General features: G+C 39.9%; 14 protein-coding genes. 4 read left to right on the forward strand and 10 right to left on the reverse strand.

From position 1 onward, the window contains the following. Positions 1–37 precede the first annotated feature (37 nt). The 4 genes from PE36_RS09920 to PE36_RS09935 all read right to left on the reverse strand — a co-directional run bounded on the left by PE36_RS09920 (position 38) and on the right by PE36_RS09935 (position 6,609). On the reverse strand, positions 38–976 hold the full coding sequence (locus PE36_RS09920) for a M14 family metallocarboxypeptidase (protein WP_006031875.1): 939 nt from the start codon (positions 974–976) through the stop codon (positions 38–40). Between the two features lie 176 nt (positions 977–1,152). After that, on the reverse strand, positions 1,153–3,021 hold the full coding sequence (locus tag PE36_RS09925) for a M4 family metallopeptidase (RefSeq protein WP_006031876.1): 1,869 nt from the start codon (positions 3,019–3,021) through the stop codon (positions 1,153–1,155). Between the two features lie 232 nt (positions 3,022–3,253). Next, on the reverse strand, positions 3,254–5,068 hold the full coding sequence (locus PE36_RS09930; RefSeq protein WP_006031877.1) for a hypothetical protein: 1,815 nt from the start codon (positions 5,066–5,068) through the stop codon (positions 3,254–3,256). 353 nt (positions 5,069–5,421) lie between these two features. Further along, positions 5,422–6,609, reverse strand: coding sequence for an acetate/propionate family kinase (locus tag PE36_RS09935; RefSeq protein ID WP_006031878.1), 1,188 nt, complete (start codon positions 6,607–6,609; stop codon positions 5,422–5,424). Between the two features lie 404 nt (positions 6,610–7,013). Between PE36_RS09935 and PE36_RS09940 the strand changes: the two genes are divergently transcribed. From PE36_RS09940 to PE36_RS09955, 4 genes are all read left to right on the forward strand, one after another. Further along, positions 7,014–8,399, forward strand: coding sequence for an L-cystine transporter (locus tag PE36_RS09940; RefSeq protein WP_006031879.1), 1,386 nt, complete (start codon positions 7,014–7,016; stop codon positions 8,397–8,399). Between the two features lie 248 nt (positions 8,400–8,647). Continuing rightward, on the forward strand, positions 8,648–10,387 hold the full coding sequence (locus PE36_RS09945) for a hypothetical protein (protein WP_006031880.1): 1,740 nt from the start codon (positions 8,648–8,650) through the stop codon (positions 10,385–10,387). A 21-nt stretch (positions 10,388–10,408) separates the two neighbouring features. Then, positions 10,409–11,200, forward strand: coding sequence for a hypothetical protein (locus PE36_RS09950; RefSeq protein ID WP_006031881.1), 792 nt, complete (start codon positions 10,409–10,411; stop codon positions 11,198–11,200). A 96-nt stretch (positions 11,201–11,296) separates the two neighbouring features. Continuing rightward, entirely contained in the window at positions 11,297–11,560 is a 264-nt protein-coding gene (locus PE36_RS09955) for a hypothetical protein (protein ID WP_006031882.1), read from the forward strand. 62 nt (positions 11,561–11,622) lie between these two features. On the opposite strand, the gene PE36_RS09960 is transcribed toward PE36_RS09955, so the two are convergent. From PE36_RS09960 to PE36_RS09985, 6 genes are all read right to left on the reverse strand, one after another. Further along, positions 11,623–12,258 (reverse strand): OmpA family protein, encoded by a 636-nt coding sequence (locus PE36_RS09960; RefSeq protein ID WP_006031883.1) that lies wholly within the window; start codon positions 12,256–12,258, stop codon positions 11,623–11,625. Between the two features lie 76 nt (positions 12,259–12,334). Continuing rightward, on the reverse strand, positions 12,335–13,552 hold the full coding sequence (locus PE36_RS09965) for a vWA domain-containing protein (protein WP_006031884.1): 1,218 nt from the start codon (positions 13,550–13,552) through the stop codon (positions 12,335–12,337). Between the two features lie 2 nt (positions 13,553–13,554). Further along, entirely contained in the window at positions 13,555–14,094 is a 540-nt protein-coding gene (tadF, locus tag PE36_RS09970; protein ID WP_006031885.1) for a tight adherence pilus pseudopilin TadF, read from the reverse strand. Further along, positions 14,075–14,587, reverse strand: a complete 513-nt coding sequence (locus PE36_RS09975) for a TadE family protein (protein ID WP_198138595.1) — start codon at positions 14,585–14,587, stop codon at positions 14,075–14,077. Before PE36_RS09975 ends, tadF begins: the two co-directional genes overlap by 20 nt. Before the next feature lie 4 nt (positions 14,588–14,591). After that, positions 14,592–15,338: a hypothetical protein gene (locus PE36_RS09980; protein WP_006031887.1), complete on the reverse strand. Its 747-nt coding sequence runs from the start codon at positions 15,336–15,338 to the stop codon at positions 14,592–14,594. After that, on the reverse strand, positions 15,331–16,221 hold the full coding sequence (locus PE36_RS09985) for a type II secretion system F family protein (RefSeq protein ID WP_006031888.1): 891 nt from the start codon (positions 16,219–16,221) through the stop codon (positions 15,331–15,333). The genes PE36_RS09980 and PE36_RS09985 overlap by 8 nt, the downstream gene beginning before the upstream one ends. Positions 16,222–16,223: the final 2 nt, after the last annotated feature.

Raw genomic sequence — 16,223 nt, forward strand, 5'->3', positions numbered from 1 at the left:
TTAATATTTATCATCAAGGACTCACAGTATTTAATTTTTAGCTATTTTGGACAAGTTTAGATATTTTGGACAAATAATCAAGACCACTGGTAATAGCGATAACTTGTGCTTGAATGCAGTTCTCATCATCGACTAATGGACTATCTGGATATACTTCTGTTGTGGTGCCATAAATACAATCACTAAAGCCAGAGCATAAACCTAACGCCTTGGTTGCATAATTAATGACGCCAAACTGCGCCAGTTTTTCACCAATAATACGACCGCTATCATCTGCTGGTGCGACATGGGTAACCTTGCTAACAGCATTAATAATATGCGTTTGGAATTCAGTATTCGGGTTAAGCGTATCCCCCACTAAATAAAAGCCGTCGGGGATATTCCAATTATCATGCACAACGGCATCACGCGCAGCCAATGCCGGTCTAAATTCGCTATTATCGGTATCTGTCGTTTCATGCAAATCAATGTGCGCAGTGATCGTTACATCAAGTTTCGCAATACATTGCATTAACGCGGCAGACTCTTCGGCAGGACTGTTTTCAACAAAAGAACGGTTTGGATCAACCGCGTTTGGGTTCCAGCGATTAATCGTTTCATAACCCCAAGGACTAACACAAGGTGCGACAATAATATTAAACTGCGTACTATAATTCAGCGCTTGGGTTTCGATGAAGCGAATAGCACCTTGTACCCCACTGGTCTCATATCCGTGTACGCCACCAGTCACCAAAATAGTCGGTTTCGTATTATCCCAATCACGCGTTTTAACCACAAATAACGGAAAACGAGCAGGATCATAAGACAAGGCACCATATTGCTCGATATTAAAATCTTGCTGTAGAGCCTCTAACTTTGCCAGCACTTCCTGCTGATAAGCTCGAACCACAGTTTGTTTCGCTAACCATGCTGCTTTATCTTCTGCGGTCCATTTTTGACCTGGTGTACCAATCTCATATGCTTGTGCGTGATCCATCTTGTAACTTTCCTTAAAGATAATAATGCTATATTTTTGCGTTGTTATAATGCGCCAACAAGACATGGATTAACAAGAGAAAACTTCACGAGGAGTAAATTGAATGAAATGGTCACCTTGTTCAACAATACAAGGCAACCACTTATTTTATGACCAATAAAGCAATTCGAAAATCGTTATTGTGCCTGAATGTTGAGGATCACACCCGACGTTGAACCATAACCGCGAACATCAATCTTCCAAATACCAGCGTTTGGATTATCAATCACACAGGTTTCAATATTACCCGGTGTTTTGGAGATGCAATCCGATTTAGAGAATAGTGATTTATCCTCATGTTTTACATAAAGATCGGCATTACCCGTTCCACCAGCCAATGTCACAATAAGACGCGAGTACCCTTCACCTAATTCTTGTTTAAAATTAGCGGGTCTGAAAAAACTTGTCGATATATTTTCTTCTGTTCTATCAATGGCACTGACCGGTGGTTTCGTGACACTACATTGGCTGCCATCGCTCACATCGGCAACAACGCCGACCGCGGTTAACGAAGCTTGTACATCGTCGACGTTATAATCCAAGTCACAAGCCGCATCCATCACCCCGTTACCGGCATCATTCCAATTACTATTTGACGTCCAGTAATATTGATTGGCCGCGGCGTATAATACAAATGCTTTTTGGGTATCCCAGCCAGCAGTTGTCGCAAGAGTATAAAACGCTTTGTTATATACGCCAGAACTATGATGGACATCCATATTAAAACGATAATCAGCTTGGTTATCGATCGAGCTACCATCCATCGGCGGATGGCTCATCGACCGTAACGCACCATTGGCTTTGAGTATTTGCCCACCGACCAACCAATCATTACGGCCATGCATATAAAATTCTGCGGCTTCACCGGCCATGTCAGAAAACGATTCATTCAAACCACCGGATTTACCTGAATAAACCAGCCCCGAATTTTGTTCGGTAAATCCATGACTCACCTCATGTGCTGATACATCTAAACTGACCAAAGGATAAAAGATATCCGCGCCATCACCGAAAGTCATCGATTCACCATTCCAAAATGCATTCTCATAATTTTTGTCGTAATGAACACGCATGACTAATTGCGATGTTAGCGGTGAGACATTAAGCCAGTCTTTGTACATATCAAAAATAATACCACCAAAATAATGCGCATCATTGAGTGGTGAATAAGCACCATTAATTGACTTAACTGTATTTTCAGGACAAGTAAAGCTAAACGCATCTGACCCTTCAGTGCCATGATTTAAGTTAACCGTTTTAACCTGTGCATTGTTCATCACACAGATACCACCAGCTTGGGTTACATTCAACGCGCTGAAATCAGAACCATAACGATACTCCCCTATTTTTTCATTACCACCAGGACCTGTTGCATCTGCGGTCTGCAAATTATCATAGCTAAGCAGAACTTCGCCAGAATGTGCATCGATAATGTAGTAAGGACGTGACGGTTTATCTGCCCGTTGAAAGAAGCTGACTTCATATACCAACTTGGCAACACCATCATCCCCCAGCCAAACAGCTAATCGAGACGTTTCATTTTCCGTGGCTACCGACTTATTTTCTGCCAACGGAGTTGCAGGCCTGCTTAATCGCTTGGCTTGTCGTAGTGCATTTACTGTCGTTATTGATGGTGTGATATCAACAATATCATCAGCAATATTATTTAATATCGCACCGTGCGCACGTTTAAATAACCCCTTACTAGTACGCGCTATAATCGCTTGCTCGCCAATAATAGGCAGTCCAAAGTAGGTTTGTTGGTAACGGGTAATGCTATCACCCTTGCTGTTTCGATATGTTTTGATCACACTTAAGCCATCGTTCCATGACAAACCTAAGAGTTGTGCTGGTGCACTCATTAATATCCCCGGATCAGCTAACGCAGCGCTTGCCAATTGCTGAATATTATCACGTAGATTCACTCTTTCAGCCGCTATCGCGTTTACAGTGCCAAGCAGACTAACTGCGACTGCAGAAAGTATAAATTTGTTATTCGCCATCATATTAAATCCATTTAATTATGCATGTAGAATAATGAGTACAACATGATTAATGACAGGCTACGTACTAAAATGAGCACTACAAAAGTACCAAAACTGTAATACCTTGATCAAGAATGAATTATTTTCGACTAAATCTAATACCAATCACAATAAATTAATGCCCACCAGTTAACTGATGGGCATTACATTATTGACTCTTTGATTATGCGATATTAAGCACTTTCAACGCTAATTAATCATCATCAGGTACGTTCAATACTGTACCCCATAAATCCCCCCCCGCGGCATCACCCAGACCTTCAAAGGCGGTACTGCGGCTAAAGACTTTGACGCTATAATCAATACCGTTCGTTTCAACAATCGCGAGATAATTATGTGCTGTTTGGGCTAGACTATTGCCATCAATATAATCAATAATAACCTTAACAACATCGTCTTCATGCATTGTCCAAGTCATTGGCACAATGATATCACCAGCGCCCTCGTTATACGTGAATACGCCACTACCATCTTCATTAAACTGATATGTATCAACGTCATCGGCTTGGCTTAACGCATCACTGGTGGTCAATGTCATACCGCTGCTAATAAAACCAGTACTGAATGCAGTAAATAATTTACCCGCCTGACAAGATGTTACCGCTTGTTTAAACTCATCGTAACTTCGATAAGCTAACGGCAGATCAGTCTCATCATTCCAACCTGAGTCAAGATCTTCACACGCAAGGATATCAACAGAAACATCTACATCTTCAAAATTCCAAGTGTATATGGATTGACTGCTATCCGCATATACGCCAAATTTCAAATTACTCTCTGTTTCATCGATAAGACGCATCAGGTACTCAAGCGTTTCTCCATCACTATAATAAAGCGCTAAATTACCATCATCATTAATTTCCCATATACGATTATGCTGCACACCATTTTGGTAAAAAGGCGCGGTATTATCGATATTAAAGGTATACATTCGTGTTTGACCGGAATCTAAGATGCGTATAATCGAATTACCTGCTAAATCCATTGCTGGTATAAGATCACAGCTGGCTAACTGTGCATTGAAATCATCAATAGATGCGCCAGTCGGCGTATAATTAACGACACAATCATCATATTCACCGATAGCAGGATCGAGTGGGTCGGCATCGATACTATCTTCAACACCATCATTATCATCATCTGGATCCGCATTATTACCGATACCATCACCATCAGTGTCTATCCACTCACTGGCATCGAAATCTAGTGCATCAAGAGCATCAGGCACACCATCAACATCCGAATCAGTCGCGTAATCATCTCCACTATCGAACACGGCGGCTTGGGTATCAAAATCTTCTTCCGCAGTGTTCCCAACTACCGCTTTAATCATACCGCTGGCTGCTGCGAGTTGTTTATTAAAGATTGAAGTATCAGAATTATCGGCAATAACGACTATAAATTCATTTTCATCATCAGGGAGTAGTTGAGAATTTGCAATGTTCTCTGCCACGAATGTCGCGCTTGCGGTGCCACTTGCAATGTAATCACTTAAAACATCAGCTTCTTGAATACCAAAGTCATAGGCAACCTTAACTATTGCAGCTTGTTTTATTGCAGCCAATACTGCGACAGATTCAGTGCCATCGGTATTTTGTTCAATATAAATATCAACCAATGTCGACAGCGGGGTAATTTCTGTCTCTCCTGGTGGCGCAGACATTATATAATCGCTTGCGACAGCGCCGTTATCTTCATCAATTGTTTGGCCAAAAATGACTTTTGCATACGTTGAATATTGCTCAGGACTTACAATATTAGTGACATCTAATTTAGCAATACCACCATCCCCAGATAATACAGATGGTTCATTGCTATCAAGCTGCTTATTACCATCAATATCAAGCCAAACTTGGGCATTTTTCAAATAACCATCAATGACTTTGACAGTATAAAAAACGGACGTTACTGCAACCTGCCCCGGCTTTTCATCATCTCCACTACCGCAACCAACCAACGCGATAGAGCTGGATAGGCCAAGAGCTACGACTAATAGTTTTTTCTTCATGTTTTTATCCCTAACACTTCCATAACAAGAGTCAAATACAAACAAGAAGATGGTAAATACGCACAACAAATTAAAGGAACATACCATCAACACATCTTTACTATACTAGACATCGATATAGCTCCTCGCACAAGATATGAGCAATGTAAAACATCACAAAGAAGCATTTAATGTTAACAAATGGTTATCAGGTGAGTTAATATAATGTGAGCGTCGTTAAATTTGTTATATTTAACAACACTAAAATTGAAGGTTAGAAAATACAGAATGAAGTGCTAAATTAGCTGAAAAAACTTAAAAAAAACCCGCTATCAAAGCGGGTTTCATTGTCATTTTAATTTAAAAATGATTGATTATAGTAGTTCGACTGACTGCTGTGCAATAACAAATTCTTCGTTGGTCGGGATAACCATTACAACCGGTGTACCAGCTTCAGTGATAACGCCAGCATTACCAAATCGCGCTTTTTCATTAGCTTGCAGATCTTCTTTGTAACCAAAGATCTTCAAATAAGCCAATACTTCGCTACGAATTGGCAGCGCATTTTCACCAATACCACCGGTAAAGATAATACCGTCAAGCGATTCAAGTGAGACCATGTATGACGCAATGTATTTTGCAACACGATAAGTAAATACTTGGAATGCTAATGTCGCGCCTTTATGGCCCTGCTCCATTGCTTCGATAATACCGCGGCAGTCACTGGTTAAACCAGAAACACCCATAAAGCCTGAGTTAGTATTCAGTTCTTTATAAACTTCGTCTTGTGTCCAGCCTTTTTTCAATAAGAACTCGATAATGCCTGGGTCTAAATCACCACAACGTGTACCCATCATCAGGCCAGCTAACGGTGTAAAGCCCATACTTGTATCAACACTTTTGCCATCACGAATTGCACATACAGATGCACCGTTACCAAGATGAACAGAGATAAAGCTGCTTTCTTCGATAGGCTTATTAATCATTTTAGCGGCTTCACGACTAACGTAATAATGGCTTGTGCCGTGGAAACCATAACGACGAATACCATAGTCTGTATAAAGTTTGTTTGAAATCGCACCGGTAAATGCTTTTGCAGGCATAGTCTGGTGGAATGCCGTATCAAATACTGCAAATTGTGGCAATGATGGGAAAGCATGCATTGCTGCTTCAATGCCTTTGGCACCAGCGGGGTTATGTAACGGCGCTAGATCTGACAGGTCACGAATTTCATTTAATACTGATTCATCAATTCTTATCGTGCTGGTAAACTTCTCACCACCATGAACAATACGATGGCCAACAGCAACAAGCAGTGACGTTAGCCCTAGCGTTTCGATTAGTGCAACAATGCGCTTAATCGCCAGTTCGTGATGATTACCTTCACCTGTGATAGCTTCTTCAGACTTCTGTCCTTCATACTTCCAGCTAACTGTCGCTTCAGGAAGGCCAAAACACTCTCCTAATCCACTAAGAACAGCATCACCGGTATTTGAATCGATAACCGCGAATTTTAAAGATGAGCTACCAGAGTTGATCACTAGTACAAATGAGTTAGACATGTGAATATGATTCCTGTTTCAGACTATTGTTGTGACTTGGGTCACTTATATTGTGACCCTATTATTCAACATTTTTTGAATAATTCAACTTAATTTTGCATCAAGTTGATTATCAACCAACATTTCGTTGATCTGAGGCAGTTATTCAGCGACTAAAGTTTCTCCTAATGAGGTGGTTGAGCGCCGAAACTGATCTTATAACCTCAGATTATATTCCCACGTCCCTCATGCGTTTTTATATTACCAAAAGTAATATCTAATGAATTTTAATTCTTTTAGGTAATTAGATCACTAGTGTAATCTGCTGAAATACATCCAACCCATTGTTATTAAATAGCTTAAAAACACCGTACAAAATAGTGTCATCTGGTTGCTTAAGCTAAAATCACCCACAGGAATTGATCATGTCATTAGCTGTTATCGCTAACTTAGCGGTCTTTGGTATCATATTATTTTTACTCAACGTCCAACAACGTAAAGGCCATACTCTTTCACGTCTGGTATTACTCGGTTTAGTGTCGGGTAGTGTATTAGGTCTACTCATGCAAGTAGGTTACGGTGAAGGCAGCGGCATCATTAAAGATACCCTAGAGTGGGTAAATGTTGTTGGTAAAGGTTATGTCGGTTTACTCAAAATGGTGATCATGCCATTAGTATTGGTATCCATGATCTCTGCGGTAGTGAAGTTAGACCGTTCTGGTTCGCTAGGTAAGATCAGTGGTTTAACCATTGGGGTATTACTGTTCACCACCATGATATCTGCGATTGTCGGTATTGCTGTTGCGCAACTGTTTGGCTTATCAGCTGAGGGCCTAACAGAAGGCGCGCGTGAAGCAGCGCGCGTAACAGTTATCGAATCACGTATTGGTCAAGTAAGCGATTTAAGCATTCCACAAATGTTAGTGAGCTTTATCCCTACCAATCCATTTGCCGATTTAACTGGTGCCCGTTCAACATCAATTATTGCGGTGGTTATCTTTGGTATTTTAGTGGGTATCGCAGCGCTTAAAGTCAGTGCGGAAAATGCCGAACTAGCAAAACCAATTCATGCCTTTGTTGACGCATCACAAGCAGTCGTCATGCGCTTAGTAAAAATGATCATGGCACTTACCCCTTATGGTATCGCTGCATTAATGATGAAAGTAGTGGCAACATCAAGTGCCGGTGATATTCTTAACCTGCTGAGTTTCATTGTTGCGTCTTACGTCGCTATCATTGCAATGTTCTTTGTCCATGGTCTACTGGTATCGTTTGTTGGCGTAAAACCAAGCGAGTATTTCAAGAAGATCTGGCCGGTACTGACATTTGCATTTAGTTCTCGCAGCAGCGCCGCGACCATCCCACTAAACGTAGAAGCACAAATCAACAAACTTAACGTACCACCAGCAATTGCCAATCTGTCAGCATCATTTGGTGCAACGATTGGTCAAAATGGCTGTGCCGGTATCTACCCAGCGATGTTAGCGGTCATGGTTGCGCCAAGTGTCGGTATTGATCCTATGGACTTTAGCTTCATCTTGTCATTAATCGCTATCATCATTGTCAGTTCATTTGGTATTGCCGGTGTCGGTGGTGGTGCTACGTTCGCCGCGCTTATCGTATTACCAGCAATGGGCTTACCTGTGACTATTGCAGCACTACTTATTTCAATTGAACCATTAATCGATATGGCACGTACTGCATTGAATGTAAGTGGTGCGATGACAGCAGGTACCATCACCAGTCGATTGCTGAAATCAAAAACTGATTCAACTACAGCAGACGTTAAAACTGAGCAAACAACCGCTTAACTTCCCAACACTAGAAATTCAAATGCCTATTAGAAGTGACCGTAAATGATCACTGCTAATGGGCATTTTTTTCATTCTGCATAAAATCATACACCACAATAGGCTATGGGTATCACCTGTCAGTGATCACCAACTTAAAATAAGCATGTGCTAATCATTTGGATTTTCAATAAAAGACCAAAGCAAATAACGAAAGAGGTGTACATATACCATACTGTAAATAACAAAATAGAATATGGATGAATACAATGAAACGGATTTTAATTGCAGGTGTTTTAATTACAGCAGCCGCGGCAGGTGGCTACTTACTCACACAAGACACGGTAGCAGATGAATACACAGTATTAAATTATATTCCGGAAAATACAGCCGTTTTCTCCGGTCAATTAACCCCCTTCCCTATCAAAACTTACATCAACTCAATAACTGATACTTATAGTGTACCTCCAGATGAAATAATGAAGTCTTTATACGGCAGTGACAGTTATGACCCGACTAATAGCAAGGTCAATTTCTTCCTGAACTTAGCCCAGAGTTACCTGCAGAATATGCAAGACGCTGATGCATTTATGGCTACGTTTGGTATTGCAGAAGAAATACAGGGTTACTTTTACACCTTAGGTATTATTCCTGTATTCAAGATGGATGTGATCAACCCCGATGCAATATGGGTATTATTAGATAAGGCGGAAGCTGAAAGTGGCTTTACCCATGAACAACGGCAAATAAAACAACGTGATTATCGCGCCTACAAACTCTCAGAAGAAATAGACACTGAGCAGTTAGAGTTACTTATTAGTCAGCACAACAATATCTTAACCGTTACTTTTAATAGCAGTTTAAGCGAACCATTATTACTAGAAAATGCACTGGGAATAACACCGGTAGCAAACGCTTTAGCAAACTCAAACCTACTCAATGATATTATTAGCAAACACGGTTTTACCAAAGATGCGATCAGCTATATCAACCACCAAGCACTGGTTCAAGCGATTACAGCACCTGACGACAGTTTACTTGGTCAACATATTGCTAAGCTAATGGCATTGCAGGAGCAAGATCACTTGCACGTCTACCAGCAGCCTCAATGTAAAACAGAGCTCATGAGTATTGCCAATAACTGGCCACGTACGGTGTTTGGATTTAATCAATTTGAAATTAATGACGATAATACAACATTTGATATGTCGATGGTGGTCGAAAGTAACAACCAAACTATATTAACCGCCCTCACCCAGTTGACCGGGTTTATTCCTGAATACGTAAACGATCTAAACAATACCGTTTTGGCCCTTGGATTTGGCATCGATGTTGGCGGTTTATCACCGGCAATCAGTCGTATTTGGAATGAATTACAACAGCCAAGTTATACCTGTCCACCTTTACAAAAGATGCAATCAGCAATCAAACAAAACAATCCGGTAATGCTTGGCGTTATGACTGCAATGGCCAATGATATTAAAGGTATTTCAGGCGCTGTGATTGATTACAGCTTAGACGAAAGCCAAACTGAAGTGGCCATCAAAAGTTTAGATGCCATCATTAGTTTATCAGCCAGCGATCCACGCACATTATTTAATATTATTTCAACTTTTAGGCCTGAACTGGCAGATGTGACATTACCTGCAAACGGGAACATTGTCGAACTATCATCGTTACTCCCGCTTGCAACTCTACCTGGCATTAACCCCAAGCTAATCATGCATAAAGAACATATGGTTATTTTCAATGGTGATAAAGCCGAAAAAATAGCGATTGCACTGGGTAACAAGCCAATTACAGCAACAGGCATTTACAGTCTATCCATCGATTACAGCAAAGCCTTTACGCCCTTGGTTACTGCCGCAGAACTCAGCGGCCAAGAAGTACCGCAGGAGTTGATGGACATGAAAGATTATAATCTACGCTTAAACACCGGTTTACAGATAAATGCAAATGGCATTGAAGCAACCTCGTATATGAATTTACAGTCTAAAATCATGCCCTAAATACAGCGATGGAGTGCTTACATGGACATATCTTTAACGCCCTTAATTCTACTGGTAAGTTTATGGCATGCTGACTTACTCAGCGCTAATGAAATGGTTCCTGATAATGAATTATTGCTGAATAAAGTATGTCCAGTCAGCTCACCAATGCCTTCGCTTACTCAGGAATCTATTGGTATTTTAGCGTTTTCCCAACATTGGTATCATGATGGTGGTGACAACGCAGCTTATCAAGCGCGTGATAATGCCACTGGAGTGGGTATTGAAATTCATTTTTTAGCTAATGACAACGGGTTTGTGAAGGGTCGTAATGTGGCGAATTGTCAGCGCTACCGGATCATTCAATTACGCCAGACCAACATTAAAAATCTCGTCAATGAACTTCCTGTGCAAATCGATATTCCAAACACCTTTTCACTCCCCTTTTATGACAACCACACGTTAGAACACGGACATGGTATGCATCAAACGCCAAAAGATAATCAGGATAAACCTTGGGCACAGTCGGTGATGCGCGCTTCATCGGTAGCCATTTATGATACGCCTTATGTGTCAGATGCTTACGGGACTGAAGGTGAAGACATAAGAGTCACCTTTGAAACTTGTGTCGTGTGCCAACGAGAACAAGGCTACGATCAATTACTGTCTTGTGGCAGCTGGGGCTTTCAACGTGATTACATGGGTGGGATGACGGGCTGGGCTGAGCCTGAATTTATTCCAGTACAATGTTCAGTTAAGCCCAGTGACCAGTACCTAACGACCTTGGACAACGCTGAAAGAATCGACTACCGTTATTGGTTAGACTGGCGTTGATATACAAAAAATACCACTAACTCATGCAAGCAACGATAGTTTTATCGAACAATCAATCAGCTACATAAACCACCAAGCGATAATACAACATTCGATATGTCGATGGTGGTCGAAAGTAACAATCAAACTATATTAACCGCCCTAACCCAGTTGACCGGATTTATTCCTGAGTACGTAAACGATCTAAACAATACCGTGTTGGCCCTTGGATTTAGCATCGAGGTTGGCGGTTTATCACCGGCAATCAGTCGTATTTGGAATGAATTACAACAGCCAAGTTATAACTGCCCACTTTTACAAAAGATGCAATCAGCAATCAAACAAAACAATCCCGAGGTAGTGTTTAGAGGTCTTATTTAAATGAGATAATAGAATGAATAATCCATAACGTAGAAAGCATACTAATGAAGTCCAAATACTGACTATTTAATTTCAACCCGGCGATTCAGCTGTCTTCCCGCTTCAGTATCATTATCACTTATTGGCATAGTATCACCAACAGAAGTCGCTTCTAATCTGCCTTTTTCAACACCGAGTTGTTTAAGGTACTGAGCCACAGAGCGCGAACGTTTTAACCCAAGTGAAAAGTTGTAATCAGCGGTGCCGGTAGTGTCAGCATGACCTTCAACAACAAGATTATTATTATTCAGCTTCAATAATTGCATTATGGTATCTAATACATATTTCGACTTATCTGTTAAGTGGGCATTATCGAAATCAAAGTATACTCGTGCAATCATTTGACCACTGTCCATTGACTGTAAGAAGCCATTGGTCAATAAAAATTCGGCACAAGTTTCACTCACACCCGCACTCACAATTTGTTGATTAATAAAGTCTAGTGTGGGTTGATATTCACCCGCTTGTTCAACTTGATAAAATGGTCCTTCATTCAAATGAACTCGGGTACCTTTACCCACTGTAATACTTTTTTCATATTCAATTTTATCGTTACCACAGTAATAACTAAGAGCCTGATTACTCAAAGACTTTGCTACTGACAAGTTAGGTAACACGAGACTAATAGCCAGCACAAATGTGCTAAATTTTATATTCATTATGATATTCCTGAACATTAACGATAAGTTAATAACTACGCAGTATTTACTACAGTTACAATTTTAGTTTTTGACACTATTTCAAATGTCCAATTTCTTCGGATATAAGCTCTAGAATTTTGTTTAATACATCTTCAGGATTGTTAGCTCCATATACATTGTGTTCACCCACACACTTGGCAAGACTCGGATTTGAAGCCGGATTATAATCAAATCCGACAACAGCCATCTTGGTTTTAATTGCTTTTCCATCGGATGTGTTGGCATTACCAAGTTTCAACAAAATTTTACTGCACATACCTTCTTCGACCAATTTATTCGCTCTACTACGCTTACTATCGATACCATCAGAAAGAATAATCATAATGCGTCTTGGCCTTGGCTCTGGGGCAGCGTCCATCATTTGTGCTCCACGAATAATACCTTGATATGAAGCTGTTCCACCACCTGGCTTGAAGTATTTTATTGTATTCTTAAATTCGTTATAGTTGTCGGTCATGGCAATATCGTGAAATTTTGCACCACCTGAAGAGCGACTTTTACAACCTTTTACCTCAAATATCTTGTTAACGGTACGACCCGCACTTCTGTCGTACTGATCTTGGTAACAGCTATTGTCAGCTGTTTTTCTGGTATAAGTATTAAAACCAGTAAAACCGACACGATTAGTTGTTGTTGTATGTGCATTATTAAATTTGTCTAGTTCTTTAATCACATCACCGATAATCTTAATTAAATCTTTGTATCTACGACTGTTACTTCCACCACTCCATTTGTTATTCATTGACCCAGAAAAATCACTCACAAACATAACGTCGACAGATTCACTCTGGAATTTTCTTGCTGTTGCAGAACCAACTACATCAAATGACTCACCAAAGCCAGCCGTGCTGTTATTACCAGGGAACCAAGATAAATGGTTAGTTTTAGCAAGAATTTCATATTGGAAATAACGTGACTCACCATTTTCAAGCCCTTCCTTACACTCAGCGATGTCATTACAGTTAAGTTTTGTTATTTTAATATCAGAAATAGCCTGCATATCTTGCATATATTGACCGATCCAATCACTGGCAATTTTCTTATTAATAGCGCTACCGGAACTGCTGCCCGAATTATCCGCGTTATGAGCCGCAATCGCTAATACTGCAGCTTCCGCCGCATCTTCTAAACGTGCTTTACTTTGCAGTGCTCTTGCGCCATCACTCGCTAAAGTGAAAATGCCAAAAAAAGCCGGGATCATCATAGCGAATAACATAGCGGCATGACCCGATTGTTTACGAATTGAATGCATCTTTATCTACCTATTATCACAGACGAGGAACTCACGGTTGTAAACTCTTCACCGAGCAATTCACCGCTCCAATTATCAGTTTCATAACAGACAGTAACGCGATACAAACTCGCCTGCCTATCCCATGAGGTAATCACCGAAAGATGGTCCAACTCAGCAAGTGTCTTTGCAACAACGCATCCACCTTCAAAAGAGAATGATTTTAAAATATTAGGTGTATCTATATCAGAAAAAGTTAGTTCTTCAACCAGAACACCAAACCGCTCATTGTCATACGTCATTAAAGTTCTACGGAGAGAGTTTCTCGCAATTTCGTTAATTGATTTAGCTTCCGAACTCGTTATTTGATAATCCTCATCAAATAACTGAGTACGCTCTTTTAATACATTAACCAGAGAAAAAGATAAACGGTCTAACTTGCCTTTTACAGAAAGCTTAATGATCACATCACCACTAAAGACTAATAACAGACTAAAAATCACCCCCACTAAAGCAAACTCAATAGTGAAATTACCCCGTTGATTAATTGCTGAACGTATCACGCTGGTACTCCTGAATCACAATCACTTCCCGAGAAAAAACACTGGTTTCATCGATAAAATAACTAAACATAGAATTAAAGTCATAATCGATACGATAGATGGCAATCGCACTATCTACTTCACTACCACACTCTTGCGTTGGATTATCCGCCGTAGCCAAACAAGGTAGTGTTTGATTTTTTAAATCATCCATCGATTCAAGATATTGAATACTTAAACGAAAATCATCAATATCGACCATATTGGCCCAAATTGAATCGCCACTGCGTAACTGTTTTTTAAACGCTGACATATAATTGTCATCTTGCAACTTAGCATTACGCGCCGCTTCAGAAATAGCGATGTCACCCACAGCTGAAATATAAGACATATAACTCATTTCGACCCAAGCCATACACATCAACCAAAATGCGAAAAAGCCAACAGCAAATTCGATACTAGCAACGCCCTTCTGCTTGCTTGGTCCATGAGCCATTGCTCTGTAATTAGACATCATATTAACCATCACTCATCTGCTGCATTGTTGGCTTTAAATCGCGTAAGACTTGGTACATATCAAGGATTTCAGCATCCGAATACTTTGGAGTTAGCACTGACTTTACGTAGCTGAAATTGTTCAATTTCGCCATGGCAAGTAGCAAGTTCGCTGTAACCTGTTCATCTGCTATGCCATTTTTTTGCAAGAGTAATAAACGTTTGATCGATTGCTCATATTTACCCTCGATAATATCCAGTACAGCTAAATTATTCTTAATTTTTATATCATCATAAAAATGCCGGCGGGCTAAATTAAAGAAGTGGCGAGCCTCAATATAATCATGTTGGCTAACGTAAATAATACCTAACAGATTTTCTACCTCAGGATCGTTTGCTTGAATGTTATTTGCCGCTAATGCGCTATTCAGTGCGGCATCAAGAACGCCTAATTCATATTGTGCATAAGCTTGTAACACTAATACTTGAACATATTCGTGACCTTGCGATTTAGATTTTACAGTATCAGTCAAGGGTTGAATGGTAAATAATGCCGATTCAGGATCGCCCGATTTAAGATAAGAATCAGCAAGCTTTAAGCGGATTTCATCATTTTCTTTACTGCTAAGCTGTTGTTTATATAACGGCACAAGTTGTTGATAATTATTTGTTTTAGCCAAAATTCGTTCTTTGTTTTCAAATAACTGTAACTGAGTGTTCTGACAACCAGATAACAACAAAAGCGCTACTAATAGATAATTTTTATACATTAATCATCATCCTCATAATGCCTGGTGCTGCAATCAAGATCACAACAGGAACCATAATAAAAACAATCAAAGGAATAGACATTTTTGCAGCTAATTTACCTATTTTCTCTTCTAAACCTAGAATCTGCACTTGGCGAATATCACCAGAGAGTGTTGTAAGTACCTGAGAAATCGAACTACCAAACTGCAAACTCTGTTTTAAAGTCATAACAAAACTGCGCATTTCATTTGAGGGCACACGTAAATACAATTCATCTAAAGCCATTGCTAGTCCAACGATCCGCGCCCGGTCATTTGTTTTAACTAAGACATTTGTCAGATCTTTATCAAATTCAGTCATCTCTTTACTCAAATAGCTAATCGCTGATTCAAGCGTCATACCCGTCTGCACACATACCGCCATGAGATCTAATAGATACGGCAGTTTATTAGATATTTTTTCAGTTAGCTGTTTTGCTCTTAAATTTAAGACCGCATCAGGTAAAATGATAATAAGCACTAACCAACTGGCAATAATAGCGATCAAACTCGCACTTTCAAATGCCATACTTTCACTTAGAAAGTACAGACCAATACCACCAGAAAATAATACTAAGTACTTAACAGGCATGAATAAAGATGCATATTTAAACTGATAAAAACCCGCAGCAATAAACTTCATTTTTATCTCATCCTGATTGCTAGTAAATGCCTTAGATAATAGCTCACTCAAACGTTCTAAAAAGCCTTTCGATTCGATTTCATCTTGTGCATCAACAGTAAATCGCTCGAAATAAGATTGGCGTTTAACATCCTTTAAAATTATCCATAACAGCAACACTATCCCTATACCTACCAGTAGAAAGCGAAGTAACACAGCCCATTCAGGCGCCAAAATATGCATGA

It is taken from the genome of Moritella sp. PE36, assembly GCF_000170855.1.
Taxonomy (GTDB): domain Bacteria; phylum Pseudomonadota; class Gammaproteobacteria; order Enterobacterales; family Moritellaceae; genus Moritella.

Excerpts from the sequence above, each read along its gene's own strand:
- PE36_RS09920 (WP_006031875.1), bottom strand. The coding sequence starts at position 976 with ATGGATCACGCACAAGCATATGAGATTGGTACACCAGGTCAAAAATGG.
- PE36_RS09925 (WP_006031876.1), bottom strand. The coding sequence starts at position 3,021 with ATGATGGCGAATAACAAATTTATACTTTCTGCAGTCGCAGTTAGTCTG.
- PE36_RS09930 (WP_006031877.1), bottom strand. The coding sequence starts at position 5,068 with ATGAAGAAAAAACTATTAGTCGTAGCTCTTGGCCTATCCAGCTCTATC.
- PE36_RS09935 (WP_006031878.1), bottom strand. The coding sequence starts at position 6,609 with ATGTCTAACTCATTTGTACTAGTGATCAACTCTGGTAGCTCATCTTTA.
- PE36_RS09940 (WP_006031879.1), top strand. The coding sequence starts at position 7,014 with ATGTCATTAGCTGTTATCGCTAACTTAGCGGTCTTTGGTATCATATTA.
- PE36_RS09945 (WP_006031880.1), top strand. The coding sequence starts at position 8,648 with ATGAAACGGATTTTAATTGCAGGTGTTTTAATTACAGCAGCCGCGGCA.
- PE36_RS09950 (WP_006031881.1), top strand. The coding sequence starts at position 10,409 with ATGGACATATCTTTAACGCCCTTAATTCTACTGGTAAGTTTATGGCAT.
- PE36_RS09955 (WP_006031882.1), top strand. The coding sequence starts at position 11,297 with ATGTCGATGGTGGTCGAAAGTAACAATCAAACTATATTAACCGCCCTA.
- PE36_RS09960 (WP_006031883.1), bottom strand. The coding sequence starts at position 12,258 with ATGAATATAAAATTTAGCACATTTGTGCTGGCTATTAGTCTCGTGTTA.
- PE36_RS09965 (WP_006031884.1), bottom strand. The coding sequence starts at position 13,552 with ATGCATTCAATTCGTAAACAATCGGGTCATGCCGCTATGTTATTCGCT.
- PE36_RS09975 (WP_198138595.1), bottom strand. The coding sequence starts at position 14,587 with ATGTCTAATTACAGAGCAATGGCTCATGGACCAAGCAAGCAGAAGGGC.
- PE36_RS09980 (WP_006031887.1), bottom strand. The coding sequence starts at position 15,338 with ATGTATAAAAATTATCTATTAGTAGCGCTTTTGTTGTTATCTGGTTGT.
- PE36_RS09985 (WP_006031888.1), bottom strand. The coding sequence starts at position 16,221 with ATGCATATTTTGGCGCCTGAATGGGCTGTGTTACTTCGCTTTCTACTG.